Source organism: Denitrificimonas caeni (assembly GCF_905120345.1).
In the GTDB taxonomy this organism is placed as follows: Bacteria; Pseudomonadota; Gammaproteobacteria; order Pseudomonadales; family Pseudomonadaceae; genus Denitrificimonas; species Denitrificimonas caeni_A.
Map to the genome: position 1 here is coordinate 30,663 of NZ_CAJHOA010000004.1, position 25,607 is coordinate 56,269.

Here is a 25,607-nt window from a genome sequence, read left to right on the forward strand (position 1 = left end):
CAGCGCCCGCTACTGCCTACAGCGTTACCATTGAGTCTTTTATGGCTAACGCTTCAAAGTGGAGTTGTTTCGAGTTATAAGAGTTATTAATTACTAATAACTAAGCAAGCGGGACTCATCAATGCGCACCTTCCTAATTGCTATGCTGTGCGTTTTATTTCTTAGTGGCTGTAAACCCCCTTCAGAACCTTTACGCATCGGCAGTAACCGCTGGTTAGGCTACGCCCCCATTTACCTCGCTGACGAGCTCGGCTGGACAGCTTCATCCAATATCCGTCTCGTAGAATATCCAACCTCAAACGGCGTGGTTCGCGGCCTACACAATGGTTTAGTAGATGCCGCCATGCTCACCCTTGATGAAGCCATAGTGTTACAAAGCACTGAGCACAACATTGAGATCATCCTGATCACTAATCTATCCGCCGGCTCTGATGTATTGTATGCCCGACCCAACATTCGCACTTTAGCGGACCTTAAGGGCAAACGTATTGCGGTTGAAGGCAGCACCCTCGGCACGTACTTTCTAGCGCATATTTTAGACAAAGCACAGCTCTCCACTGATGATATCGAAGTGGTCAATATGCCTCTGTATATGCACATCGAAGCATTCAACAAAGGCACAATTGATGCATCGATCGGTACTGCAGTGGTACACAACCAAGCACTAAAAACAGGTGCCGCTCCATTATTTACCAGTCGTGATTTACGCGAAGAAATTATCGATGTGCTGGTTATCAACCGTGAGCGTATCAATCCAGAACTGCGTGAGCGTCTTCGCGCACTCTGGTATAGCAGTCTCGAGACGTGGCTTGAGCATCGTGAAAAAAGTGATGTACTGATACAAAAACGCTTAGGTCTTGATAAATCAGCATTAGTACAAGCATTAAACGGTATGGTGATGGGTGACAAGGCTCTAAATACTGTATATTTTGATCAAGGCGAACTCGCCAAGCGGATTGAAATAATGCAAACCTATATGCTCAACAAGGGTCAGCTTAAACAACCGATCGACGCAACTTTACTACTGCCTGCCTGCTCGGGTGACTCATGCTAAGACGCTACTCACTGCGCTGGTCAATTCCTGTTCTGCTTAGCGCATTTGCTGTAGCTTTCTCTGCATTATTAATCTTGATCCAACTGCCAATTAGTCAAAAAAACGCTCTCGACTCATGGCGCAATTATACCGACCACATGCTGATTCAGCTGCAAAGCAGCCTTAATGACCATTTACGTCTTAATCGTACTGAAGAAATAGCAACAGAGCTGGCAGAGCTAGGCAGCTTACCCAATGTAAACTGGGCAGCGGTTATCGATGCAAAACTAAATACCATCTCTTCAACACGCTTAGGCCTAGAAGCAACCATTCAAAACCAGCTTACTGAGCAGCCGCTGCCCGAGCTCATCAAGAAAAACATGCCTTCTTGGCTCTTGACTGGAAAACAAAGCTACTTGGTCATCTACCCACTCAATCGCATGCAGCTCAATGACAAAGATCAGCCCGCAGCACTATTGGTTGAATTAGATTTCTCATCCTTATTACGACAAACAGCCAACAACACTTGGCTCCATCTAAGCCAAACGCTCTTATTACTGCTTACTCTGGGACTTCTGTTAAACCGTCTTTATTTTCATTTGGTCGTCAAACGTATAGCTCATATTGGCAAGACGACTCAGCTATACGGCGCTGGTAACTTGAAGGTGCGTACACACCTAGACGGTAGTGATGAGATCAGCCAGCTGGGCACTGATATCAATAAAATGCTTATCCAGCTGGAAGATAATCATACAGCCCTGCAAGAAAGTGAGTATATGCTGCGCAGTCTGCTCACTGCGGCACCGATCGGCCTACTGGTACTCAATGAACAACAACATATTATTGAAGCAAACCCTGCTGCCCAATCGCTATTAAAGATGAGCCCAGAAGAGCTGCTCACGGCTGATACATCACAGCTATTTAGCAGCGCTGAGCAATGGCAGTTGCTGCTACATGGCAGCAGCAACACAGCCTTACTTAATATGACACGCGCCTCGCAAACACTAACCATAGAAGCCTCAATCAGTGCATTTTCACGTGATGAACAAAGCTTTCAGCTGGTTTTACTCAACGATATCAGTGAACGCAAACAAGCCGAGCAGCGTCTAGAGTACCTCGCTAATTACGACATTTTAACAGGGCTGGCTAACCGCAATAACATGCTTAGTCATATCGAAACCATGTTGAAAAATAACGTAGAACTCAGCTTACTCATGATCGACTTGGATCGCTTCCAGTACCTTAACGACGGTCTTGGTCACAACATTGGCGATCAACTATTAAAGGCGGTGGCAAGCCGCTTACAAAAATACATAAAAGACCAGGATGTATTAGCACGAATCGGTGGTGATGAATTTATGCTGGCCTTATACAGGTCACCTCTTAAGGATGCCGAGCAATTAGCCCAACAGCTACTGGAGGCGTTTAAACAGCCCTTTAAAGTACTGCAATACGAACTCAATATTACCGCCAGTATCGGTATTGCTCATCAGCATGGTCAAGACAGTAACGCTCTACAGCTATTTAAGCATGTCGACCTAGCACTGCATCATGCTAAAAAAGTGAGCCGCAATTGTTTTGTAAGTTTTAACCAGAGCCTAAATACCGACTCGGCTTTACGCCAACGACTGACTGACGAATTACGTTACGCTCTAAGTAAAAATGAGTTTGAATTGCTTTATCAACCACAAGTCGATGATTGCGGCCAGCCTATTGCAATGGAAGCGTTACTGCGCTGGCGATCACCCTCTAGCGGCCAGATTTGTCCAAGCCAGTTTATTCCTCTACTTGAAGAAACAGGGATGATTTTAGATGTGTCACGCTGGGTGTTCCGCACCGCCTGTCGTCAAGCAACCTTATGGAATAATCAAGGTACTCCTCTGCGCATTGCCGTCAACCTCTCTCCGCTAGACTTTTTGCAGACGGACTTAGCCGGCTCACTGATCACAATTATGCAAGAGGAACAGACGCCAGCTAAACTGATTGAGTTAGAAGTGACCGAAAGTTCACTCCTCGACGCAGGCTCACAAGTTCAGCAGACGCTGAAGCAATTAAAAGCAGCAGGGTTATTGATGTTTCTTGATGATTTCGGTACCGGCTACTCATCACTGACCTACATCAAACGCTTCCAATTTGACGGCATTAAAATTGATAAAGAGTTTGTCGCGGGTTTACCAGACTCCCCACAATCTATTGCGTTAGTGCTTGGAATTCTAACTATAGCCTCTCATCTTGACCTTGAAGTGGTGGCCGAAGGGGTTGAAACAGCAGGGCAAGTAGAGTTTTTACGCAAGTGTGGCTGCCATAGATTGCAGGGCTACTATTTCTCAAGAGCGCAACCTGCGCAGCAACACTTCACGAGCGAAAACACACTCAAACATTACTAAGAAGACTCAACACTCGCCCGAGATAGCAAACTGATATCATAGCAAAGACGTTAATAATTTAGCTCAACTTCGAGTGCTGCTATACTTTGCTAGACATTATGTATAGCCCAGCCAACCTGACTACAGCTAAGTTGCGCTCTACACTTCCCTACTCCTTAATTTTGTGAGGGCTGTATGGCTCGCCAAAAAAAAACACCCGCTTTTGAGCAATCATTAAACGACTTACAAGGGCTCGTTGAGCGCCTCGAAAGCGGCGACTTATCCCTTGAAGATTCCCTCGCCACCTTCGAGCAAGGTATTGCTCTGACTCGTGAATGCCAAAGCGCACTGCAAGATGCAGAACAGCGCATCCAGGTATTGCTTGAGCAAAACGGCACGCTGACTGAAAAACCACACGATGGAAGTCTTTAGCCTTGATCTTAGATTATCAGAAATTTTGCCAGCAACATGTTGATGACGCGCTGGAGCAATTACTAAAGGCTCCATCTACAGAACTGCAACGTTTATATGCCGCCATGCATTACAGCGTAATGAATGGCGGTAAACGCGTGCGTCCTTTATTGGTGTTCGCTAGCTGCCAAACACTTGGCGGCGCAATACAACAAGCCTATGGCGCAGCCTGTGCGGTTGAGCTTATTCATGCTTACTCATTGGTTCATGATGACCTACCGGCGATGGACGATGACGACATACGTCGTGGCCAGCCTACGACTCATAAAGCGTTTGATGAAGCCTATGCGGTTTTAGCCGGCGATGCCTTACAGTCCCTAGCCTTTTACGCCCTCGGCGATGAAGCGCTCTCGCCTATTAGCTGTCAGCAACGCTTAGAGATGCTTAAGGTGCTCTCAGCCGCAGCAGGCGCCTCAGGAATGGTCGGTGGCCAGGCTATTGATCTAAGCTCAGTCGGGCAATCGATCAGTCAAACAACACTAGAACTGATGCATCGCCATAAAACTGGCGCACTGATTCAAGCCAGCGTGCGACTGGGCGCTATTGCCAGCAACCACGCCACGCCACAAGCACTCGACGCACTGGATAATTATGCGCAAGCGATCGGCTTAGCCTTTCAAGTTCAAGATGATATTTTAGATGTCACCAGCGATACCCAGACACTCGGTAAGCAGCAAGGTAGCGATATCGAGCACGACAAACCCACCTATCCCGCTTTACTGGGTCTGAAACAAGCCCAAGATTATGCCTATGAGCTCAGAGACCAGGCACAAGAGGCGCTAGCCAGCTTTGATCAACGAGCCAATCATTTACGTCAACTGGCTGACTATATCGTCTCGCGAAGCCACTAAGTAACTCAGAACGACGTGCTCTGCATAAGCGGAGCATATCAACAGGCTTTAATAAAAATATAGATAGCGCAGAGAGAACTGCAATAACGCCATGAGTTTTAAATACTTTACGACGAAAACAAAAAAAGCCCCTAACAGAAACTGCTAGAGGCCTAAAATGTGTATTCAAAAATACATGGTGGGTCGTGTGGGATTCGAACCTACGACCAATTGGTTAAAAGCCAACTGCTCTACCACTGAGCTAACGACCCAAAAAATGGTCGGGGTAGGGGGATTCGAACTCCCGACATCCTGCTCCCAAAGCAGGCGCGCTACCGGACTGCGCTATACCCCGATGGCTCCACGACCTGGACTCGAACCAGGGACCCAATGATTAACAGTCATTTGCTCTACCAACTGAGCTATCGCGGAACATACAGTTTTCGTTGAACCCTTGTGAAGTTCGCCTCATCTGTGGTGCGACATTCTACGCATTTTTTAGACCTTGTCAACACCTTTAGCAAAATAAATCTTAGTTTTTGTTAACGATGTTTCAATGATACTTATTAATGCAGAATGTAGCAGGCGGCTATTGTATAGATACCGACTAGATTTGGGAAGCCCTTAATGACTAACAATCCACTCAGCATCTGCTGTCGGCTAACACTGCCTGACTTTTTACGCTCATTTACACCCCTCCGGCAGAAAACAGTTAGACTTAGACTCACACTTATTGCTTGAAAATACTTATGCGCCGCACAAAAGAAGAAGCAGAAAACACCCGCACAGCCATACTCACTGCAGCGGAACTACTGTTTCTTAAGAAAGGAGTATCCCATACATCACTTGAGCAAATCGCTCGTCAAGCCGGAGTCACACGGGGGGCCATCTATTGGCACTTTCAAAATAAAGCTCACTTATTTCATGAGATGCTTAATCAAGTGCGCTTACCCGCGGAGCAAATTGCCGAACGTATCAGCCAGTGCGATCCTAACAACCCTATTGTCGCGTTAAGACATCTCTGTGCTGAAGTACTGTTTAATGTGGGAAGAGATGAGCGTAAGCGACGTATTTTTACCATCTTGCTACGTCGGTGCGAATTTACTGAAGACTTACGCGAAGCTGAGCAGCGCCACGAAGCTTTTATTAATGAGTTTATTGCCCTATGTGAACAGCTGTTCAGCGAGCCTGCAACAGCTAAACGTTTACATCCGCAGCTAACCCCTAGGATGGCAGCCGCAGCCTTGCATGCGATGATTTTAGGGCTGCTCAGCGACTGGTTGCGAGACCCTACATTATTCGATATCCAGCAAGCTGGAGCAATGCTCGATGCACTACTGCGCGGCATCATTACCGACTGGGAGCTGGGTAATAACGATAATGAGCCACACCAACCGTAAGCTCACTACTCAGCGATCAACCAATCTAAACGCCAGCCACCTTCACCTTGCTGCAGAGTTTCAGTCAACCAAGGTAATAACTCTCTGAGTTCAGCTTCCAAGCCCCAGGGTGGATTACAAATCACCAGACCCGAACCATTGAGCTTACTCGAGTCATTGGGTTGATTCACATACAGCTCAACGCGCAATAATTTAGGTGCATTACTTTTTTCCAGTTTCTGGTAAAAACGTCGTAATTGTCCAATATCTTTTACTGGATACCAGAGACAGACGATTGCTTGGCGCATTCGAGCTAAGCTTTCTTCTAGTGCCTGCACGCTATTTTGCAGATCATCCCCTTCCTCAAAAGGCGGATCAATCAGCATCAGCAAACGTTTTTCTTCAGTGGGCAATAAAGCACGCGGAACATGCCAACCTTCACCGAGGTGCACACTGACACGACGATCAATACGCATATTGTCTTTCAGCAACTGACCGTCGGCAGGATGCTTTTCGTTTAGATGTAGATGATCTTGGCTACGGGTTAAGCAACGTGCGATCTCTGGTGAGCCTGGGTAATAACGCAGCTCATCATCTTCATTGAGTTCGCGCACAGCATGCAAATAATCTGCTAGCAAAGGATGGGTCGATGTCCATACCCGTCCTATACCCGCCTGCCACTCATCTGTTTTAAGCGCTTCTTCGCCCTTCAAATCGTACAAACCAATACCTGCATGAGTATCAATATAAGCAAGAGGAGCCGGCTTCTTTTGCAACAAGGCAAGGCAACGGGTTAGCACCCAGTGCTTTAATACATCAGCATGATTGCCTGCATGATAGGCATGACGATAATTCATAGATTCCTCAACGCAACTCTTTTTGAATGCTTAAAATGGTACGCGACCAAGGTTTATCTTTACGGATTTTCTCCGGCAAACCATTAATCGCAGCCTGAGCTGCAGCACGATTGGCAAAAGAGCCATAAGTGACTACAAACAGCGGCTGACCTTGGTGAATTTTTCTAAAATAATGGTACTGAGCAGTATTTTGTTTCACAAAACGCTGAGCAGTCGCTTCAGTACGGGTACCCAATACCTGCAAGGTATAGCGCGACGGTGCTTGCTGTTTATACCATTGACTGTGCCCCGCTGTACCCGATGCGGCACGAACGGCAGGCGCTGCTGGTTTCGCCACACTAACGGGCTTAGGCGCAGGCTGAACTTTGCGTACGGGTGCTGCAGGTTTTTTTGCTACAGGAGGAGCGACAGACGGTTGCACAACAACCTCTTTGACCGCTTCAACGAGAGGAAGACTGACTGGTACTGGCGCACTAACGAGCGGTTCAAGAGCAGACTCTTCCTCAAGTACGGGTACAGGCTCGCTGATCTCAAAGCGACTGTCATCCTCCTCAGAGTTAACCGCCTGCGCTAACGGTTCGCGCAATACAGGCTCAGGCGGCGTATCTAAAGGGAGAGCCAGTTCAACCGTTTTCGATTGACGCGCACCCACACCGAGAGGCTGTTGACTGGATGCATCACTCGCTACATCTACAGCTGTTTGCTCTAGATTACGTCCTGATCCAGAGGTCTGCATCAGCCATACCAATAGCAAGGCCACAGCAAGCACGGCTAAAACAGCAAAATACTTATAGGGAATATTTCTAGCGGTTTTTTTGCCGACGCCTTTACGATTCATTTGCTCAAGCAAAACAGCTTTTGCTGCACGGTTAACGTGCCCAGGCCAGCCTCCTGATTGGGCAAAAATATCTGCAAGCTGCCACTCAGTAAACACATTCAACTCTTGGCCGGCAGCGACTAAGCGTTGCTTAATATACTCATCCATCTCTTGCCGATCCCAAGGCTCAAGAGCAATAACATGGTGTAGGTCAGAATTATCAGCGACGCGTTCTAATAAGGGGCAGATGGACGAATCAGAAAAGACAAAAACGCGAGCACAAGCATCATTCACGCCTTGTGCAATACGCTGTAAAAATAACAGCGCTGACTCATCTAGACACTCAGCATTATCGACAACCAAATGAACTTCTTGCCCGTTCACATGCATCTGCTCAATATGCGTTAACACATCGGCAATAGTACTGCCGGACAACTCTAGAGCAGCGCTGACTTGCTGCAGCATAGACGCAGCATCGACTGTCGCTGAAGCAACAATAACAATACTTTTCACCGGCTCCTTGGAGCTGGCTACCAACGCTTGGCGCAGCAATGTTTTTCCACTGCCTTGCGGTCCAGTCACCACCAGCATTAATTTGCTATAGCGGGCAAGGTGATGCAACTCAACAAGTACAGGCCGACGTTTAGCGGCAAAAAACTTAAAATGTGCTCCACGCTCCATAAAAGGGTCGTGCTCAAATTGATAATGATCTAAATAGTCATCATCAGCATACAAGTCAGTCATGCTGTCCTCATTCAATTAAATACTGCTCGCAATAGTTGCATAATCAGCAGTCAGAGTGTCGTGCAGAAGATCTGCCGGATACTCGGCGGTAACAACCGAGTCACCTAAATCACGTAATAAAACTAAGCGTATGTGCCCGTCAATATTCTTTTTATCGACCGCCATATGAGTTAAAAAAGTGTCAGCTGTCATGCTTTGAGGCGGTACTACAGGCAGCCCTGCTTGCACTAAGAGTTTGATGCCTCTATCGCGCTGTGCCAGCGTTAACCAACCTAACTGCTTGGACATTTCAAGCGCCATAACGGTTCCAGCCGAAACAGCTTCACCGTGCAACCAGACACCATAGCCCTGCTCTGTTTCTATTGCATGCCCAAAGGTATGACCTAAATTTAGGGTTGCACGCACACCTGACTCACGCTCATCAGCGGAGACAACCTTAGCTTTAGCAGCACAAGAACGCTCGATGGTTTCCATCAACGTTGGATTATCCAACTGACGAATCAGCTCAATATTTTCTTCTAGCCAAACTAAAAACGGCTCATCACAAATAAAGCCATATTTAATCACCTCAGCCAGACCCGCCGATAACTCGCGAGACGGCAGTGTGTGCAGAGTCGCTGTATCAATCACAACAGCTTGCGGCTGATAAAACGCACCCACCATATTTTTCCCTAACGGGTGGTTAATACCTGTTTTACCGCCGACAGAGGAGTCCACTTGCGACAGCAAGGTGGTTGGCACTTGAATAAAGTTGACGCCACGCTGATAGCACGCCGCAGCAAAGCCGGTCATATCACCAATCACCCCACCGCCCAAGGCAATCAGGGTGGTTTTACGATCATGCTTATCACGCAATAAGGCATCAAAAATCAGTTGTAGGGTTTCCCAGTTTTTGTAAGACTCGCCATCCGGCAGGATGATCTCAGTCAGCTCATAGCTGTGCAGCGCTTCACGCAATGCCTGCAAATACAAAGGCGCGACAGTGGTATTGGTGACAATCGCTACTTTACGTCCGACGATATGCGGAGTAAAAAGCTGCGATTGTCTTAATAAATCCGTACCAATATGAATGGGATAACTGCGTTCAGCCAAATCAACAGTAAGGGTGCGCATATGGGCCTCTTGTTATAACGCTTTGATACATGCATAAAAACTGACCTGCAAAAGCGCAGGTAGATACTTAAATCATTGGAAAAGTATAACCTAGATTAAGCGGTACAATTAACGACTCTGATAGGTGTTGAGAAACCGCATAATCTCCTGCACAACCATGCGTGGAGGCCGCGTATCCGTCTCAATAATCAAAGTTGCGACCTCTCGATATAAAGGGTCACGTAACGCTAATAAACGTGTTAAAACCTGTGCTGGGTTTTCCGTCTGCAGCAACGGTCGGTTACGGTCTCGAGCAGTACGTGCGAGCTGATGCTCAACAGATGCATGTAGATAAATTACCACAGCACCTTGGCGCATCGCCTGACGATTTTCACTGCGTAAAACAGCACCGCCGCCAGTAGCTAACACCAGCCCTTGCTCACGACATAGCTCAGCAATAACGGCTTGTTCTCGGTCACGAAAGCCAGCCTCTCCCTCAACATCAAAAATCAAGGGAATACTTGCTCCCGTACGCTCTTCAATCTCTTTATCAGAGTCTTTAAAGGGCAAACCGAGCTCTTTAGCCAGTAAGCGTCCGATGGTACTTTTCCCAGCACCCATCGGGCCAATCAGTATGTAATTACGTGTCTGCATTAGTTTTTCAGTGAAATGGCCTGATTATTCATAATACGCGGGGTAATAAACACCAGCAGTTCAGACTTTTGATCCTGTACATAGTCGCGTCTAAAGACACGTCCGATAAAGGGCAAGTCACCTAAGAAAGGAACTTTATCCACGGCTTTGGTTTGCGTATTAGAAAACACACCACCAATAACAATCGTCTCACCGTCTGACACCAACACGTTGGCATTGACTTCATTCTTTTTAATCGGTGGCACGCCATTTAGCGCATTAGCGAAGTCCGGCTCATCTTTGGTGACTTTGACATCCATGATAATACGATTATCTGGAGTAATTTGCGGAGTCACCTCAAGCGATAACGCGGCTTCTTTAAATGAAGTACTGGTTGAGCCACTGGAGCTGGCCTCTTGGTATGGAATTTCCGCACCTTTTAAAATCTTTGCTGTTTCTTTATCTGAAGTGACAACTTTAGGCTGCGAAACCACCTCACCGTTACCGGTTTTCTCCATCGCTGAAAGCTGCAAATCTAAAATCGCATGGTTAGAAACAAAACCAATCCCTAAGCCAGCAGTGGATCCCGATGCCCCTAAATCAACAAATGGACCACCCGAACCATCCTCATTACTGGCTCCGCCAGCAGTCCAGTTACCACTGCCTCTAGACAAGCTTCCACCCCAGCGCACACCTAAGCTTTTGCTGTAATCGACGTTGGCTTCAACAATTCGCGCTTCAATCATTACTTGGCGCACAGGAATATCCAGCTGCGCTACCACACGACGCAACTCATCGAGTTTTTCTTGGGTTTGGTAGGCAATGATGCTGTTGGTACGATCATCGACTGTCACCGAACCACGCTCATCACCTTGGCCGCTGGTCACCGATTGAAATAAAGCAGCAATTTGTGCCGCCTTAGCGTAGTTCACTTGAATCAGCTCGCGACGTAAAGGGGCTAACTCTGCAATTTGTTTCTGCGCTTCCATCTCCTGACGCTCGCGTGCAGCAATCTCTTCAGCCGGAGCAATTAAAAGTACATTACCAATTTTACGCTTATCGAGACCTTTAGTTTTAAGCACTAAATCCAGCGCTTGATCCCAAGGCACATTCTGTAAGCGCAAAGTGATATTGCCCTGCACACTATCACTGGCCACTAAGTTTAAATCAGTGAAGTCAGCAATCAACTGCAATACTGAACGCACATCAATATCTTGAAAGTTTAGTGATAATTTCTCACCCGTATAAGCAAAGTGTTCGACTTTGCGCTTTTCTATTTCGTCTTGGCTAACCGTTTTAACGCTGACAATCAGCTTATTATCAGTCTGATAAGCTAAATAATCATACAAACCACTCGATTCAATAACGATAGATACCTTACCGTTTGATTCACTGGCATTCACAAACTGCACCGGTGTGGCGAAGTCTTTAACATCAAGACGCACATGCAAGGCCTCTGGTAAGGCTGCCTTAGCAAATGTCAGACTGATTTTGCCACCGTGATCTTGAATATCAGGCGTACCGGACGTGCCATTGAGTTCAATGACCACATTTCCCTCGCCTTGCTCGCCACGTTCAAAATCAATATTACTGATGCCTGGCTGCTGAACCACATACGGCTTAGCCGCAGATGTGCTAACAACTGGTGCGGAGACTTTCGAGCCCTCCCCAACCACTACGTATAAATACCGTCCGTTGACGCGGGTGCTGTAGGGCGCGAGGGTGGTCAGATTAATAATCAAACGGGTTCGGTCATGCGCCTCAACAATACTGACACTGCGTGCATTACCATCACCTAACTCATGTTTTTTTAGACCGAGCTTATTTTTAACACCAGGAAAATCCAGCGCAATACGTGCAGGCACGCCAATGGTATAACCTTGTGGCGCTGCTACGGGTTCATCAAAGGTCAATTTAAGCTCAACTTTATCACCGGGTAAGCTGGCGACATCAAGCGCTTGTAAACTGGCAGCCAACAGCATCGGTGAAAATACAGCAGCCAGTAAAGTCATAGTGAGGCGAGACAATTTTATTTTCATTTTCAAATTCCGTTGTGCTTTCTAATAGTCACGTTATATAGCCTATCCGTGCTCAAGGGCCTTCATGCAATGTCAAAGCGCGAGGCCGTTCCAACCATCCTTCATCACCATCAGAAACAATTTCGATAACTTCTACGCTAGAAGCAGTGATCACTGTAATACGGCCATGATTACCACCCAAGTAATCACCAACACGAACACGATGCACACCATCGCCCCCCCGCAGTAAAGCGTAAGTCCCGGCACTATTTGCTATTGTTCCCACCATCACAAAGCTTTCAATATTAAACCCCTCAAGAAACTGCTTAACGCGCGCCTCATCAGGTCTAATATTTTTATTACCTTTTTCAAAACTGCTCAACTCAACCTTAATCGGCGGCTGAAACGGACTACGCATTGTCGTAGCCATATAAGTAAAAGGCTCATACACCACTTCTTTAGGCATAGGTTCAATGACGCCTCGAGGTTGAGTCCTGACGTCATCCATAAACGCTTGTAAATCGGCAAAATTGGTCGATGAGTCACAACCGCTTAAAAATAAAAACAACACCACTACATAGGCATACTGAGAGCGTTTCATTGTTTCGCTCCTTGCACATTGTAGCGGTAGGTTTTCACTAAAATACTCATCGCCAATTTAGAGCTATTGCCGGCAGTGACCGGCTTAATCGAGAAGTCATGTAAGGTCACGATGCGCGGCATTCCCGCGATAGCGCTCACGAAAGTGGCTAAGTCATGGTAACTGGCAACAACTTTAATTTGGATCGGCAACTCAATATAGAAAGGCTGTGTCACTTCAGTCAGTAACGTAATCTCTTCAAACTCCAAGCCAGCGCTCAAACCGGCACTGGTAATATCTTCAAGCAATCCGGGCACTTCAGTATCACTGGGTAGCTGCCGCAATAGCGCTTCAAATGAAGCCTCCATTAGCTTCATCTGTTCTTTATATTCTTCAAGGTTAGCTGCTTGGCGAACTTTGCTAGTGAACTGTTCTTTTAAAGTAATTTCCTCTGCTTTGCTACTCTCGAGCATATTTTGCAAGTCAGTTAAGTGCATAAAGTAACCTAGCAGCAAAACCAAAACCAGAACGACTAAGCATACCAGCGCTCGAACCGCAGCAGGCCAAGCGCCGATATTATTGACATCCAACTCGGCAAAGTCGACCTTACCTAAGCTCTTAAAGGAGTCCACTAAACTCATTGCTGGCCTCCTTGCTGACTGTGATCACTCGGCTCTGTTTGTAGCACGGTGAGCTTGAAAGTATTGGCTTGATCTATTTTGTCGGCACTGACCGCTTTAACTTCGATTAAGTTCGGCGCCGTCAACCAATCCGATCCCTCCTGATTACGCATTAAACTGGAAACCAAATTATTTGACTCAGCAGCGCCTTCAATAGCGATAGACGGCCCGACCATTTTTAAGTCAGTAAAATAAACACCATCTGGAAGTGTGCGCACTAACTGATCAAATACCCGTGCGGCAATCGGTCGGTTACCCTGCAAGGCTTGAATAATTTTCATTCGTTCAACCAGCTGTTGTCGGCGTGTTTTAAGCTCACTGATTTCTTTGATGCGCAAATCAAGTGCTACATTCTCTGTCCGAATAAACTCGTTACGCTGGTTTTGCTTAGCAATAGCGGCGCTCAAATATTGATCTGCTAAAAAAACAATACCTCCAGCAATAACCAACACGCCCAGTAACACAGCTAAGAACTGCTTTTTGCGCTCTTCGCGCAACTGTTCGCGCCATGGCAGTAAGTTGATGCGCGCCATCAGTCAAAACTCCTCATCGCCAAACCGCAAGCAATCATCAAAGACGGCGCATCACTGGTTAATGCTCCGGCGTTCACTTTATTGCTTAGGGTCATATTTGCAAAGGGGTTGGCCACCAAGGTTGGAGTTCCTATTTTCTCTTGTACCAATTGCTCCAGTCCAACAATAGAGGAGGTACCGCCAGCCAAAACAATATAGTCAACTTGACTGTACTGTCCTGCAGCAAAAAAGAACTGCAATGAACGTGATACTTGTTGAACAACAGCATCTTTAAATGGGGTTAAAACTTCACGATCATAATCATCAGGCAAGCCTCCATGCTTTTTAGCACGGCCAGCTTCTTCTACGGGCAAGCCGTAACGGCGTTGGATTTCATCAGTCAACTGCTTACCACCAAACATCTGCTCGCGTGTGTAGATGGTTTGACGATTGTGCAAAACACTTAAGGTCATCATCGTTGCACCAATGTCGACAACCGCAACAGTTAAATCTTCTTCGTCATTACCCAACTGATCAGCCAACAAACCGCAAGCACGCTCCATGGCATAGGCTTCAATTTCAACAACTTTTGCGCTAAGGCCGCCTAAAGTTAAGGCGGCCTCGCGCACTTCTACGTTTTCTTTACGGCAGGCGGCCAGCAGCACATTAACCTTATCACTGCTACGCACAGAAACACCTTGCACCTCAAAATCGATGGCAACTTCTTCAATCGGATAAGGAATATATTGATCGGCTTCTATTTTTAGCTGATTTTCCAGCTCGTCATCCGTCAGACCAGCGTCCATTTCAATCGTCTTAGTAATCACCGCAGAACCCGACACGGCAACAGCTGCTTGTTTAACACTGGTGTGCGCTTTGAGGACGAGCTTAGCAATCGCTTGCCCAACCATTTCTAACTCGGCAATATTTTTTTCTACGATTGCATTAAGAGGAAGCGGCTCAACAGCATAAGCCTCTACTTTATAGCGGCTGCCTGAGCGACTTAATTCAATGAGTTTGACTGAAGTCGAACTGATATCGATCCCCAGCAGCGTATTCGCTTTCTTTTTGAAGATCCCTAGCACGACCGTATTCCTATCAGCACCCGTCATTTATGCACGGTTAAGGTTTCTTTGCACGTTTAAAGAGGATTTAGTAAGAAAGCGCAAATAGCTTCTCTTGATTAAAAACGCTTATAATGTGTTCTGTTTTATTCTATTACGCCGCACTCTTCATATCTCACAATTTTTTCGGGAATCCAATAGTCTTGATGCGCTTGCTGAAATTCCTTTTTGCAACTCTTACCGCTATCGTTTGTGGACTGACGCTCAGCCTTAGCGGCGCCTACCTTTACTTAAGCCCCAATCTACCGTCTATTGAATCCTTACGCAGTATAGAATTGCAGATTCCGTTACGAGTTTACAGTAGCGATGCAAAGTTAATTGCTGAGTTTGGAGAAATGCGCCGCTCGCCTATTTCATTCAACGAAATCCCGAAAAACTTTATCCACGCCTTACTGGCCGCAGAAGATGATAACTTTGCCAATCATTATGGCGTAGATCCGGGCAGTTTAGTACGTGCAGCCGCGCAAATTTTAAAAACAGGTCGTATCCAAACCGGCGGCAGCACCATCACCATGCAAGTCGCTAAAAATTACTTTCTCTCCAGTGAGCGTAGCTTTTCTCGAAAGGCCAATGAGATCCTATTAGCCTTACAAATTGAGCGCGAATTAAGTAAAGATGAGATTCTAGAGCTTTACATCAACAAAATATACCTTGGCAACCGCGCTTACGGAATTGAAGCCGCGTCACAAGTGTATTACGGCAAATCAATTGGTGAAATCAGCTTAGCAGAAATGGCGATGATTGCTGGATTACCTAAAGCGCCGTCGCGGTTTAACCCTATTGTTAACCCTGAACGCAGCATGGAACGACGTAACTGGATTCTCGGACGCATGCTTAAACTGGGCCGTATTTCTGAAGACGCCTACCAAACCGCCGTGACCGAACCTTTAACTGCGCGTTTACATATCACTGCGCCAGACCTGAATGCTCCTTATATCGCAGAAATGGCGCGCGCAGAAATGGTTGGTCGCTTTGGTGGACAAGCCTATACTGATGGCTACAGCGTCACCACTACAGTGCCATCTGACTTACAGTCGCAAGCACATCTAGCCGTTAAAAGCGGATTGATTGCGTATGACCACCGCCACGGCTATCGCAAACCAGAGCAATCTGCGCTACCAGAAAGCCAATGGTCAGAGGCACTGACAAAAGCACGCAGTATTAGCCAACTATTACCCGCCATTGTCACCCAAGTCAGCACTGACGGTATTAGCGTCATGCTGGCCAGCGGCGAGCAAGAGCCTGTGGCTTGGCAAACGATGCGCTGGGCACGGCCTTTTATCAATAACCGCAGTATGGGACCGCCACCAAGAAAGCCTGCTGATATTGTACAAGTGGGCGACCTAGTTCGTGTCAGCCGTCAAGATGATAACGCGTTAAGCTTTGCCCAGATCCCTAAAGTTCAAGCCGCACTGGTCTCCTTAGATCCAAGCAATGGCGCTATTCGCGCTCTTGTCGGCGGGCTGTCTTTTGAGCAAAGCAACTATAATCGCGCCATTCAAGCCAAACGCCAGCCGGGCTCAAGCTTTAAACCTTTTATTTATAGTGCAGCGCTGGATGCCGGTTACACCGCAGCGACCATTGTCAACGATGCACCGCTGGAGATCTTCGAGCCTGGAATGAAAGCGGTATGGCGTCCGAAAAACGACAACAACACCTTTCTTGGACCGATCCGAGTCCGTGAAGGTTTATACCGCTCACGCAACCTCGTTTCGATTCGCATCTTGCAAGATATCGGCATGCAATACGCTCGTGATTACATCAGCCAATTTGGCTTTAACCTCGACGATCTACCGCGCAACCTCTCTTTAGCACTCGGAACAGCAACCCTCACGCCATTAGAAATCACCACGGGTTGGACAGCATTCGCCAATGGTGGTTTTAAAGTAACGCCTTATTTGATAGAGCGTATCGAGAACCGTGAGGGTCAAACAATTTTCTTAGCTAATCCAGCACGTACCCCCGCCAGTACAGCGGCGGCGACTGAGGTGGAGGCCGTAACAGAACAGCTACTGGCTGACAGTGAAACAGAACCGCCAGTCGACGCGCCACGCATCATTGACGAACGCACCAGTTATATTATGACCAGCATGCTACAAGACGTCATTAAGCGCGGTACCGGACGCCGTGCGCTCAGCTTAAACCGTAGCGACTTAGCGGGTAAAACCGGTACCACCAACGAATCTAAAGACAGCTGGTTTGCAGGTTATAACAGTGACGTTGTCACTACTGTGTGGGCTGGCTTTGATCAACCAGAAAGTCTCGGTCGACATGAATACGGCGGCACAGTGGCCTTACCTATTTGGATTGACTATATGGCCTATGCACTCAAAGATAAGCCGATACATAGCATGAAAGAACCGGCCGGCATGATGACCTTACGTATCGATCCCGAGAACGGTCGCATTGCTCGACCCGGTACACCTGACGCCTACTTTGAAATATTCAAAAGCGAAGATGCCCCCCCCACAATGGATGAGTTTGACAACAGTTGGGACACCTCAAACAAATCATATTTCGAGCCCTCTGAAGCAGCGCCCATTGACCTATTCTAAGATGCTAACTGCCACTTAGATGACTCAATAACAGCCAATAAAAAACCCGCACTAAGCGGGTTTTTTATTGGCTGTTTGACGCTTAACCGTCAAACACTTCATTCACTGACGTCAGCGGGTAATGCTTAGGGTATGGCAAGGTGGCCACACCAGTTTCAATCGCCGCTTTAGCAACCGCATCCGATACTAAGGTGATCAGACGTGGATCCATTGGCTTAGGAATGATGTACTCACGACCAAACTCAAGACAATCAATTCCATAGGCATCACATACCGCATTAGAAACCGGCAATTTTGCCAGGTCACGTAACGCATGTACTGCAGCAATTTTCATCTCTTCATTAATACGTTTTGCACGCACATCCAGCGCACCACGGAAAATGAATGGGAAGCCCAAAACGTTATTCACTTGGTTTGGATAGTCTGAGCGACCGGTCGCCATAATCACGTCTGGACGTGTTGCGTGGGCCAACTTTGGATCAATCTCAGGATCAGGGTTAGAACAAGCAAACACAATAGGGTCTGCTGCCATACGGGCTAAGTCTTCAGCGCCGAGCAAGTTTGCACCTGACAAGCCAACGAACACATCAGCGCCATCCATGGCATCCGCCAAGGTACGACGGCTGGTTTCATGTGCGAATACTGCTTTGTACTGATTCAGATCATCACGGCCCGCGTGGATGACACCTTTACGGTCAACCATGAAAATATTTTCAACTTTCGCGCCTAGGCTGATCAACAACTTCATGCACGCGGTTGCTGCAGCACCTGCACCCAAGCACACGATATGTGCTTCTTCCAGCTTTTTACCAGCAATCTCTAATGCATTCAGCATACCGGCCGCTGTCACAATCGCAGTGCCGTGCTGGTCATCATGGAAAACAGGAATATCGCACTGCTCGATCAACGCGCGTTCGATTTCAAAGCACTCAGGCGCTTTAATATCTTCGAGGTTAATGCCACCGAAGGTAATAGAAATACGCTTAACGGTATCGATAAAGGCTTGCGGGCTCTCTGCATCAATCTCGATATCAAACACATCGACACCAGCAAAACGCTTAAATAAGACGCCCTTACCTTCCATAACAGGCTTAGATGCTAAAGGACCTAAATTACCTAAACCTAAAATTGCAGTACCATCTGAAATAACTGCTACGAGGTTACCCTTGCCTGTGTATTTATAAGCAAGCTCTGGATCACGGGCAATTTCACGTACTGGCTCAGCCACTCCAGGGCTATAAGCCAGCGCCAAATCACGCGCTGTTGCAGTTGGTTTAGTGAGCTCAACACTTAATTTTCCCGGACGTGGGGAAGCATGGTATTCGAGAGCGGCTGTTTTTAGATCAGACATAATGGGCAATTTCCGCTTGACTATATAATGAATTTGACGATCTGCGAGCATACTCAAGAACGGCAAAGCCCACAAGAGGATCTCGCTTACTCTGCATACAAAGCCGCATAACCAACGAAAGATTTAGCGTGAATCGTCGATATACGGCGACTTACTGCAATTCCAACATACTCGGATGATTGACAGTTAAACGCCACTTAGCATATTTTTTCTGCTGATGGGTACGTTCAGAGACCCAGCCTCGGGTTTTTAATCGACGCCCCTGCCACTGCTCAAATGCCTGATCTTTAAAATACGGCAAAGCATTCAGTGGGATATTAACTGTCACGGAGTGGCCTAACTCAAGCCAGACACCAGCACGATTACGCTGCACACTTTGAATGCGACCTTGCAGCAGAGTAAAGCCGCCTCGACTAAGCTGTTGCGCTGAAATAAAGGTTACTTCTTTCCACAGACCCAACTGCTGTTGACGAGCCTGCTGTTCGGCCTGGGTTAAACAATCAGCCAGCGCTAGGTTAGGCGCAATCAGCACATGATATGCAAGGCCCTCAGCAAGCAATTGCGCCTCAAGGCTCGCACCATGACGATCGTACAGATGCGCCAGCACACGGCCGTAACGATCATGCGTTTGCTCACCCAGTTGCAAACCTACTTTATTGTCATTGGCTTTCACTAAAGCGCTTAAACGACGCTTAGCTTGCACGGCATAGGGCTCAGTCATGCGAGCACGACCGCCTATTTCTGGCGCATTAATACCAATCAGACGCACACTGCGACCATCTTGCAAACGCAAAGTATCGCCATCCACCACATAACTTACGGAGTACTCTGCGAGACGCTCGTTGGCTGCGCAAAACGCCACCGCAGCATGGGCTCGCAAAGATAACAGCAAAAAAAAAGCGCCCAAAAAGGACGCTTTTTTTAGCACAACTATGACCCCATTTAAAAAGGTCATGCAAATGCTTACTCTGCTGCTTCTTTTGTTGCGCCGAAACCGCCAAAGCGTTGTTTGAAGCGATCGATACGACCACCCACATCAAGCACTTTTTGTTTGCCGGTATAGAACGGGTGACACTCGGAGCACACATCAATGCTGATGTCTTTACCGATGGTAGAACGCGTATTAATCACGTTACCGCAGCTGCAGGTAGCGTTGATTTCAACATAATTTGGGTGAATATCGGCTTTCATGGTGTTTCCTCAACATAACCGTGCCGCCACCCAACACCATTGTCGAGTACCGCACGAAAACAGGGCGTGAATAATACCAGAGCAGACACCTGTTGCAATAGTCTTATTTACCTATCGGCGTCCAGTAGTATTTTTTCAAATAGATTCATCTATATATTAACTGACATCATTTAAATAACACAGCTTTCGCACTTCTGTGATCTTTTCGTCATACTATTAGCCTACATACTGTTACACAACCCCGCAATTGCGGGATGAGGAGCTACTGTGAGCATCAATACTGCTAACCGCCTTTTTCCAGCCACTCGATTACGTCGCAACCGTCGTGATGATTTTTCACGTCGTTTAGTGCGTGAAAATCAGCTTAGCGTGGATGATCTGATTTACCCGGTATTTGTCCTCGATGGTACGAACCGCAGAGAAGCCGTGGCCTCGATGCCAGGTATTGAACGCTTATCCATCGATTTGTTGCTTGAAGAGGCTGAAGAGTGGGTTAAGTTAGGCATCCCAGCGTTAGCACTGTTTCCAGTGACACCAGTAGACAGTAAATCATTGGATGCTGCCGAAGCGTGGAATCCTGAAGGTATCGCACAACGTGCGGTGCGCGCATTACGTGAACGTTTCCCTGAATTAGGTGTGATCACTGACGTTGCCCTTGATCCTTTCACCACGCATGGTCAAGACGGTATTTTAGATGACAACAACTATGTTCTGAACGAAGAAACCGTGGATGCATTGGTACGCCAAGCGCTCTCTCATGCCGATGCTGGCGCGCAGATTGTTGCCCCGTCCGATATGATGGACGGACGCATTCAAGCGATTCGTGAAGCCTTAGAGATGGCTGGCCACAGCAATGTGCGCATCATGGCCTACTCAGCTAAATATGCCAGCGCCTACTACGGCCCCTTCCGTGATGCTGTCGGCTCTGCAGCCAACTTAGGTAAAGCAAATAAATCCACCTACCAAATGGATCCTGCCAACAGCAATGAAGCCTTGCACGAAGTCGCCACCGACCTCGCCGAAGGCGCAGATATGGTGATGGTTAAACCAGGCATGCCGTATTTGGATATTTTACACCGTGTCAAAGAAGAATTTAGAGCGCCAACCTTTGTTTACCAAGTCAGCGGCGAATACGCGATGCACATGGCTGCGATTCAAAATGGCTGGCTCAGCGAAGCGGTGATTATGGAATCCTTAGTCGGATTTAAGCGCGCTGGTGCTGACGGTATTCTCACCTACTTTGCTGTACACGCGGCAAAACAACTCAAACAAGACGCTTAACTCACATCGGAGAGTCTATGAGCAACGAAGGACTAAATCAGACAGTACAGAGTGCTGAGCAAGACAGTGAGAGCACAGCTGCAACCTCTGCAGCCTATGCGCCTGCTGCTACCGATGCGTCCTCCGTTGCTCTAGCGCCGATTACTAATCTCGATGACAGCAGCTTGTATATACACCGTGAACTCTCACAGCTGCAGTTTAATATTCGCGTTTTAGAGCAAGCGCTGGACGAGTCAACGCCGCTCTTAGAACGTCTAAAGTTTCTGCTTATTTTCTCCAGCAATCTCGATGAATTTTTTGAAATTCGTGTCGCTGGACTGAAAAAACAGATCACCTTTGCTCGTGAACAAGCGGATGCTGATGGTCTACAGCCGCATCAAGCCTTAGCGCGGATTGCTGAGGTCGTACATGAGCAAGTTGATCGCCAATACCAAATCCTCAATGAGGTATTACTGCCAGAACTGGCCAAGCAAGACATTCGCTTTATTCGCCGTCGTTACTGGACCCATAAAATCAAAGCCTGGGTCAAAGAGTATTTTGACGCAGAAATAGCACCAATTATCACCCCGATCGGTCTTGATCCAACCCATCCCTTCCCGTTACTGGTCAATAAAAGTCTTAACTTTATTGTTGAGTTGGAGGGCGTGGATGCTTTTGGTCGTGATTCTGGCCTAGCGATTTTGCCAGCACCGCGCTTACTACCCCGCATTATTCGTATTCCTGAAGAAGTCGGTGGCCCTGGGGTCAATCATGTTTTTTTATCGTCAATGATTCACGCCCATGCTGATGATTTATTTCATGGCATGAGTGTGAAAGGTTGCTATCAGTTTAGATTGACCCGTAATGCTGATTTAGCCGTCGATGCTGAAGGCGTCGAAGATTTAGCTCGCGCGCTACGTGGTGAGCTGTATTCGCGGCGCTTTGGTGATGCTGTACGTCTAGAAGTGGCGGATACCTGCCCCGCACCTTTAGTCGATTTTTTACTCAGTCAATTTGGCTTATCCACCGCTGAGCTGTACCAAGTTAATGGCCCAGTCAATCTGACACGTTTATTTAGCGTGACCAGCCTTGAAAGCCACCCTCACTTACAGTTTCCACCCTTTACTCCGTCCATTCCCAAAGCATTACAAAACAGCGAGAATATTTTTCAAGCGATCCGAAAACAAGATATCTTGCTTTATCATCCATTTGAGTCCTTTACTCCAGTCATTGATTTACTGCGCGGTGCGGCGAAAGACCCGAATGTGCTCGCAGTCAAACAGACCTTGTACCGTGCCGGCGCCAACTCAGAAATCGTAGATGCGCTGGTCGACGCGGCGCGCAACGGCAAAGAAGTCACGGTAGTGATTGAGCTACGGGCACGCTTTGATGAAGAGTCAAATCTTGCGCTAGCCAGTCGCTTACAAGCGGCTGGCGCGGTAGTGATTTACGGCGTAGTAGGGTTTAAAACTCATGCAAAAATCGTTTCTATTTTACGTCGTGAAAACGGTAATTTTGTTCGTTATGCACATCTTGGCACCGGCAACTACCATGCTGGCAATGCGCGTCTATACACCGATTACAGTTTACTCACCGCTGACCCTGAACTCTGCGAAGATGTCTCCAAACTGTTTAATCAATTAATCGGCATGGGTAAAACCTTGCGGATGAAAAAGCTATTCCATGCGCCGTTTACCCTAAGAAGAACGCTACTGGATTTAATCGCTCGTGAAGCCAACAATGCCAGCGAAGGCAAAGCCGCACGCATTATTATTAAAGTGAATGGACTGACCGACGCTCGCATGATCAAAGCACTCTACAAAGCCAGTCAGGCCGGGGTAAAAATTGATTTAATTGTGCGCGGCATGTGCTGTTTACGCCCAGGCATCCCTGGCGTTTCGCACAATATTCAAGTGCGTTCAATTATTGGTCAACTACTGGAGCACAGTCGCGTATTTTACTTTCTGAACAGTGACGCTGACGAACAAATATTGCTCTCCAGTGCCGACTGGATGGAGCGCAATCTCGATAAACGTATCGAAACCTGCTTTCCATTAGAAGGTAAAAAGCTCATTTCACGGGTTAAAAAAGAACTGCACACCTACCTCACTGACAACACCCATGCTTGGCTGTTACACAGCGATGGTAGTTACCAACATCTGCAGCCTCGCGATGAGCAACAGGTCTGTAATGCACAAACTCTGCTGTTAGAAAAGCTCAGCATTCCACTGATTGAAGTACTCTAGCGCAGCGCTAACCAGTGACTGCCTCAAGCAGACGCTAAAGCGCACACAAAAAAAGGCAGGTGCTTAAAGCATCTGCCTTTTTTATTTAACTTAAGCTCACTGAAGCAAAGGAGCATCTGCGTGGGATGCTCCAATTACATCGGCTTATTTCAGTAACATCGTACCGTTTTGAGCTAAGCTGGTGTGCCATGAAAAGGCTTTTTCCAAGTTGTGTGGCGTTTGACCACCACGTGTTTTGGCTTCTGCCAAGTAATCACGTGCTTGTTGTTTGTAGTCAGGGTGCACACAGTTTTCGATGATACGCTCTGCCGCTTGAGTTGGCGCTAGGCCACGTAAGTCTGCATAGCCTTGCTCAGTGATGATGACATCAACATCGTGGTTAGTGTGGTCAACGTGAGCAACAAACGGCACGATTGCTGAGATTTTGCCAGCTTTAGCCGTCGACTGAGTCACGAAAATAGTGATGCGCGCATTACGAGCGAAATCGCCTGAACCACCAATACCGTTCATCATATGCGTACCACCAACGTGCGTTGAGTTTACGTTACCGTAAATATCAACTTCTAGCGCTGTGTTAAACGAAATAATGCCTAAGCGACGAATCACTTCAGGGTGGTTAGAGATTTCTTGTGGACGGAAGACGATCTTGTCTTTGTACTTAGCGAGGTCTTTACCTAAGGTTGCGACACGCTTGGCAGACAATGATAGTGCGGTACCCGCAGCGAATTTCACTACGCCAGCATCAATCAGATCGAAGACGCCGTCTTGCAGTACTTCAGAGGCAACGATGATGTCTTTAAAACCAGAAGTTTTCATGCCGTTAAGCACAGCGTTTGCTACTGAACCAACGCCAGACTGGAGCGGCGCGAGGCTTTCAGTTAAACGACCGGCTTTAACTTCTTCACCTAGGAACGCCAGCAAGTTATTAGCAATTTGCTGAGTTTCTTCGTTTGGCTCAAACAGTGGCGATGGAATATCAGCTTCGCTAGAAATAATGATACCGCGGATTTTCGCAGGATCTACTTTCATGCCCGGCGTACCAATACGCTTGCTCACTTCAAACATTGGAATTGCTTCACGGGTATTCTCGCCCGCTGGAGTTTGCATATAAATATCGTGCATACCTTCGTATTCACGTGGCGCGGCGATATTTAATTCAATGATCACATGCTTAGCAGTTTGCAAGAAGATCGGTGAGTTACCCACTGAACCGGTAGGGATGATGTCACCATCTTCAGTGATCGCTGCAGCTTCAATAATTGCGTAATCAATCGCTGGGTAAGTCCCCTGGCGAATGGACTCAGCCATATGAGATAAATGCTGGTCGATGTAAAAAATTTCGCCCGCGTTGATTTTTTTACGCTGAACGGCATTACCTTGATACGGAACACGCAAGTTAATGATGTCTGCTTCAGCCATCGATTGGTCAGCTGCTGGGCCCATTGATGCGCCAGTGAACAGGTTAACTTTAAATTTTTCTTTTTTGCCGCGCTCAGCCAAGGCTTTAGGGAATAGTTTTGGCTCACCAAACAGGGTGAAACCACTCATACCCAAAGTCATGCCGTCTTCAATCCATGTGGCTGCTTCTTCTGCTGTAACGACTTTATCTAAAAACGCTTTATTACGGATAAATTTACTTAAATCAGTGCTCATGCAACCACCTTTAGAGAGTTTTTGTTGTTGAAATATGTCGGCTAGCAGCCTTGATAATATCTGCTTTTCTGAGCGTTAACAGAGGCAATCACTGCACATCGCCACACTTCAGATGCTTTGACTATATCCCAACATTCTATGCCTATAAGATTTTTTAACAGCTATACTAAGGTCGATTTTGGCAGGACTTTTAATCATTCAATCCTGACCGCGTC

Annotated in this window: 21 protein-coding genes and 3 tRNA genes; 8 read left to right on the forward strand and 16 right to left on the reverse strand. The window is 47.1% G+C overall.

The window, feature by feature from the left end:
- Nucleotides 1-121: 121 nt before the first annotated feature.
- From JYJ62_RS08330 to ispA, 4 genes are all read left to right on the forward strand, one after another.
- The gene (locus JYJ62_RS08330) at nt 122-1,054 is read left to right on the forward strand and encodes an ABC transporter substrate-binding protein (RefSeq protein ID WP_205341752.1); all 933 of its coding nucleotides are present in this window, start codon (nt 122-124) and stop codon (nt 1,052-1,054) included.
- Entirely contained in the window at nt 1,048-3,420 is a 2,373-nt protein-coding gene (locus JYJ62_RS08335) for an EAL domain-containing protein (protein WP_205341753.1), read from the forward strand. Before JYJ62_RS08330 ends, JYJ62_RS08335 begins: the two co-directional genes overlap by 7 nt.
- A 174-nt stretch (nt 3,421-3,594) precedes the next feature.
- On the forward strand, nt 3,595-3,831 hold the full coding sequence (locus JYJ62_RS08340; RefSeq protein ID WP_205341754.1) for an exodeoxyribonuclease VII small subunit: 237 nt from the start codon (nt 3,595-3,597) through the stop codon (nt 3,829-3,831).
- 2 nt (nt 3,832-3,833) lie between these two features.
- On the forward strand, nt 3,834-4,721 hold the full coding sequence (ispA, locus tag JYJ62_RS08345; RefSeq protein ID WP_205341755.1) for a (2E,6E)-farnesyl diphosphate synthase: 888 nt from the start codon (nt 3,834-3,836) through the stop codon (nt 4,719-4,721).
- Between the two features lie 176 nt (nt 4,722-4,897).
- Here the strand turns inward: ispA and JYJ62_RS08350 are convergent.
- From JYJ62_RS08350 to JYJ62_RS08360, 3 genes are all read right to left on the reverse strand, one after another.
- Nucleotides 4,898-4,972: transfer RNA gene (locus JYJ62_RS08350), tRNA-Lys, on the reverse strand.
- A 6-nt stretch (nt 4,973-4,978) separates the two neighbouring features.
- A tRNA-Pro gene (locus JYJ62_RS08355) sits at nt 4,979-5,055 on the reverse strand.
- Nucleotide 5,056: 1 nt separating this feature from the next.
- A tRNA-Asn gene (locus JYJ62_RS08360) sits at nt 5,057-5,132 on the reverse strand.
- A 317-nt stretch (nt 5,133-5,449) separates the two neighbouring features.
- Here JYJ62_RS08360 and JYJ62_RS08365 point away from each other — a divergent pair.
- The gene (locus JYJ62_RS08365; protein WP_205341756.1) at nt 5,450-6,100 is read left to right on the forward strand and encodes a TetR family transcriptional regulator; all 651 of its coding nucleotides are present in this window, start codon (nt 5,450-5,452) and stop codon (nt 6,098-6,100) included.
- A gap of 5 nt (nt 6,101-6,105) precedes the next feature.
- Here the strand turns inward: JYJ62_RS08365 and JYJ62_RS08370 are convergent, their stop codons facing one another.
- From JYJ62_RS08370 to JYJ62_RS08410, 9 genes are all read right to left on the reverse strand, one after another.
- Entirely contained in the window at nt 6,106-6,936 is an 831-nt protein-coding gene (locus tag JYJ62_RS08370) for a 23S rRNA (adenine(2030)-N(6))-methyltransferase RlmJ (RefSeq protein WP_205341757.1), read from the reverse strand.
- A gap of 7 nt (nt 6,937-6,943) precedes the next feature.
- Entirely contained in the window at nt 6,944-8,497 is a 1,554-nt protein-coding gene (locus tag JYJ62_RS08375) for an SPOR domain-containing protein (protein WP_205341758.1), read from the reverse strand.
- Nucleotides 8,498-8,512: 15 nt separating this feature from the next.
- Complete coding sequence (aroB, locus tag JYJ62_RS08380; protein ID WP_205341759.1) at nt 8,513-9,610, reverse strand: 3-dehydroquinate synthase; 1,098 nt, start codon at nt 9,608-9,610, stop codon at nt 8,513-8,515.
- A 108-nt stretch (nt 9,611-9,718) separates the two neighbouring features.
- Nucleotides 9,719-10,243 (reverse strand): shikimate kinase AroK, encoded by a 525-nt coding sequence (gene aroK, locus JYJ62_RS08385; protein WP_205341760.1) that lies wholly within the window; start codon nt 10,241-10,243, stop codon nt 9,719-9,721.
- Complete coding sequence (gene pilQ / locus JYJ62_RS08390; protein WP_205341761.1) at nt 10,243-12,261, reverse strand: type IV pilus secretin PilQ; 2,019 nt, start codon at nt 12,259-12,261, stop codon at nt 10,243-10,245. Before pilQ ends, aroK begins: the two co-directional genes overlap by 1 nt.
- Before the next feature lie 52 nt (nt 12,262-12,313).
- Entirely contained in the window at nt 12,314-12,841 is a 528-nt protein-coding gene (locus tag JYJ62_RS08395) for a pilus assembly protein PilP (protein ID WP_205341762.1), read from the reverse strand.
- Nucleotides 12,838-13,461 carry a type 4a pilus biogenesis protein PilO gene (locus JYJ62_RS08400; protein ID WP_205341763.1) on the reverse strand — a complete coding sequence of 208 codons (624 nt, stop codon included), beginning with the start codon at nt 13,459-13,461 and terminating at the stop codon, nt 12,838-12,840. Before JYJ62_RS08400 ends, JYJ62_RS08395 begins: the two co-directional genes overlap by 4 nt.
- Nucleotides 13,458-14,033 carry a PilN domain-containing protein gene (locus tag JYJ62_RS08405; protein ID WP_205341764.1) on the reverse strand — a complete coding sequence of 192 codons (576 nt, stop codon included), beginning with the start codon at nt 14,031-14,033 and terminating at the stop codon, nt 13,458-13,460. The genes JYJ62_RS08400 and JYJ62_RS08405 overlap by 4 nt, the downstream gene beginning before the upstream one ends.
- Entirely contained in the window at nt 14,033-15,097 is a 1,065-nt protein-coding gene (locus JYJ62_RS08410) for a pilus assembly protein PilM (protein ID WP_205341765.1), read from the reverse strand. The genes JYJ62_RS08405 and JYJ62_RS08410 overlap by 1 nt, the downstream gene beginning before the upstream one ends.
- A gap of 182 nt (nt 15,098-15,279) precedes the next feature.
- On the opposite strand from JYJ62_RS08410, the gene JYJ62_RS08415 reads away from it, so the two are divergent.
- Nucleotides 15,280-17,691, forward strand: coding sequence for a penicillin-binding protein 1A (locus JYJ62_RS08415; RefSeq protein ID WP_205341766.1), 2,412 nt, complete (start codon nt 15,280-15,282; stop codon nt 17,689-17,691).
- A gap of 82 nt (nt 17,692-17,773) precedes the next feature.
- On the opposite strand, the gene JYJ62_RS08420 is transcribed toward JYJ62_RS08415, so the two are convergent.
- The 3 genes from JYJ62_RS08420 to rpmE all read right to left on the reverse strand — a co-directional run bounded on the left by JYJ62_RS08420 (nt 17,774) and on the right by rpmE (nt 20,233).
- The gene (locus JYJ62_RS08420; protein ID WP_205341767.1) at nt 17,774-19,042 is read right to left on the reverse strand and encodes a malic enzyme-like NAD(P)-binding protein; all 1,269 of its coding nucleotides are present in this window, start codon (nt 19,040-19,042) and stop codon (nt 17,774-17,776) included.
- 151 nt (nt 19,043-19,193) lie between these two features.
- On the reverse strand, nt 19,194-19,934 hold the full coding sequence (locus JYJ62_RS08425; RefSeq protein ID WP_332461634.1) for a thermonuclease family protein: 741 nt from the start codon (nt 19,932-19,934) through the stop codon (nt 19,194-19,196).
- Between the two features lie 71 nt (nt 19,935-20,005).
- Nucleotides 20,006-20,233, reverse strand: coding sequence for a 50S ribosomal protein L31 (gene rpmE, locus JYJ62_RS08430; RefSeq protein ID WP_205341769.1), 228 nt, complete (start codon nt 20,231-20,233; stop codon nt 20,006-20,008).
- A 267-nt stretch (nt 20,234-20,500) separates the two neighbouring features.
- On the opposite strand from rpmE, the gene hemB reads away from it, so the two are divergent.
- Together hemB and ppk1 are read left to right on the forward strand one after the other, a co-directional pair.
- Nucleotides 20,501-21,514, forward strand: coding sequence for a porphobilinogen synthase (gene hemB / locus JYJ62_RS08435; protein ID WP_205341770.1), 1,014 nt, complete (start codon nt 20,501-20,503; stop codon nt 21,512-21,514).
- 17 nt (nt 21,515-21,531) lie between these two features.
- The gene (ppk1, locus tag JYJ62_RS08440) at nt 21,532-23,739 is read left to right on the forward strand and encodes a polyphosphate kinase 1 (RefSeq protein ID WP_205341771.1); all 2,208 of its coding nucleotides are present in this window, start codon (nt 21,532-21,534) and stop codon (nt 23,737-23,739) included.
- Between the two features lie 144 nt (nt 23,740-23,883).
- Here ppk1 and JYJ62_RS08445 read toward each other — a convergent pair whose 3' ends face one another.
- Complete coding sequence (locus JYJ62_RS08445; RefSeq protein WP_205341772.1) at nt 23,884-25,392, reverse strand: succinate CoA transferase; 1,509 nt, start codon at nt 25,390-25,392, stop codon at nt 23,884-23,886.
- Nucleotides 25,393-25,607: the final 215 nt, after the last annotated feature.

Coding starts and splice junctions, on each gene's coding strand:
- JYJ62_RS08370 (WP_205341757.1), bottom strand. CDS start 6,936: ATGAATTATCGTCATGCCTATCATGCAGGCAATCATGCTGATGTATTA.
- JYJ62_RS08400 (WP_205341763.1), bottom strand. CDS start 13,461: ATGAGTTTAGTGGACTCCTTTAAGAGCTTAGGTAAGGTCGACTTTGCC.
- JYJ62_RS08340 (WP_205341754.1), top strand. CDS start 3,595: ATGGCTCGCCAAAAAAAAACACCCGCTTTTGAGCAATCATTAAACGAC.
- JYJ62_RS08330 (WP_205341752.1), top strand. CDS start 122: ATGCGCACCTTCCTAATTGCTATGCTGTGCGTTTTATTTCTTAGTGGC.
- JYJ62_RS08335 (WP_205341753.1), top strand. CDS start 1,048: ATGCTAAGACGCTACTCACTGCGCTGGTCAATTCCTGTTCTGCTTAGC.
- pilQ (WP_205341761.1), bottom strand. CDS start 12,261: ATGAAAATAAAATTGTCTCGCCTCACTATGACTTTACTGGCTGCTGTA.
- JYJ62_RS08420 (WP_205341767.1), bottom strand. CDS start 19,042: ATGTCTGATCTAAAAACAGCCGCTCTCGAATACCATGCTTCCCCACGT.
- JYJ62_RS08405 (WP_205341764.1), bottom strand. CDS start 14,033: ATGGCGCGCATCAACTTACTGCCATGGCGCGAACAGTTGCGCGAAGAG.
- aroB (WP_205341759.1), bottom strand. CDS start 9,610: ATGCGCACCCTTACTGTTGATTTGGCTGAACGCAGTTATCCCATTCAT.
- JYJ62_RS08375 (WP_205341758.1), bottom strand. CDS start 8,497: ATGACTGACTTGTATGCTGATGATGACTATTTAGATCATTATCAATTT.
- ppk1 (WP_205341771.1), top strand. CDS start 21,532: ATGAGCAACGAAGGACTAAATCAGACAGTACAGAGTGCTGAGCAAGAC.
- JYJ62_RS08445 (WP_205341772.1), bottom strand. CDS start 25,392: ATGAGCACTGATTTAAGTAAATTTATCCGTAATAAAGCGTTTTTAGAT.
- JYJ62_RS08395 (WP_205341762.1), bottom strand. CDS start 12,841: ATGAAACGCTCTCAGTATGCCTATGTAGTGGTGTTGTTTTTATTTTTA.
- rpmE (WP_205341769.1), bottom strand. CDS start 20,233: ATGAAAGCCGATATTCACCCAAATTATGTTGAAATCAACGCTACCTGC.
- aroK (WP_205341760.1), bottom strand. CDS start 10,243: ATGCAGACACGTAATTACATACTGATTGGCCCGATGGGTGCTGGGAAA.
- JYJ62_RS08365 (WP_205341756.1), top strand. CDS start 5,450: ATGCGCCGCACAAAAGAAGAAGCAGAAAACACCCGCACAGCCATACTC.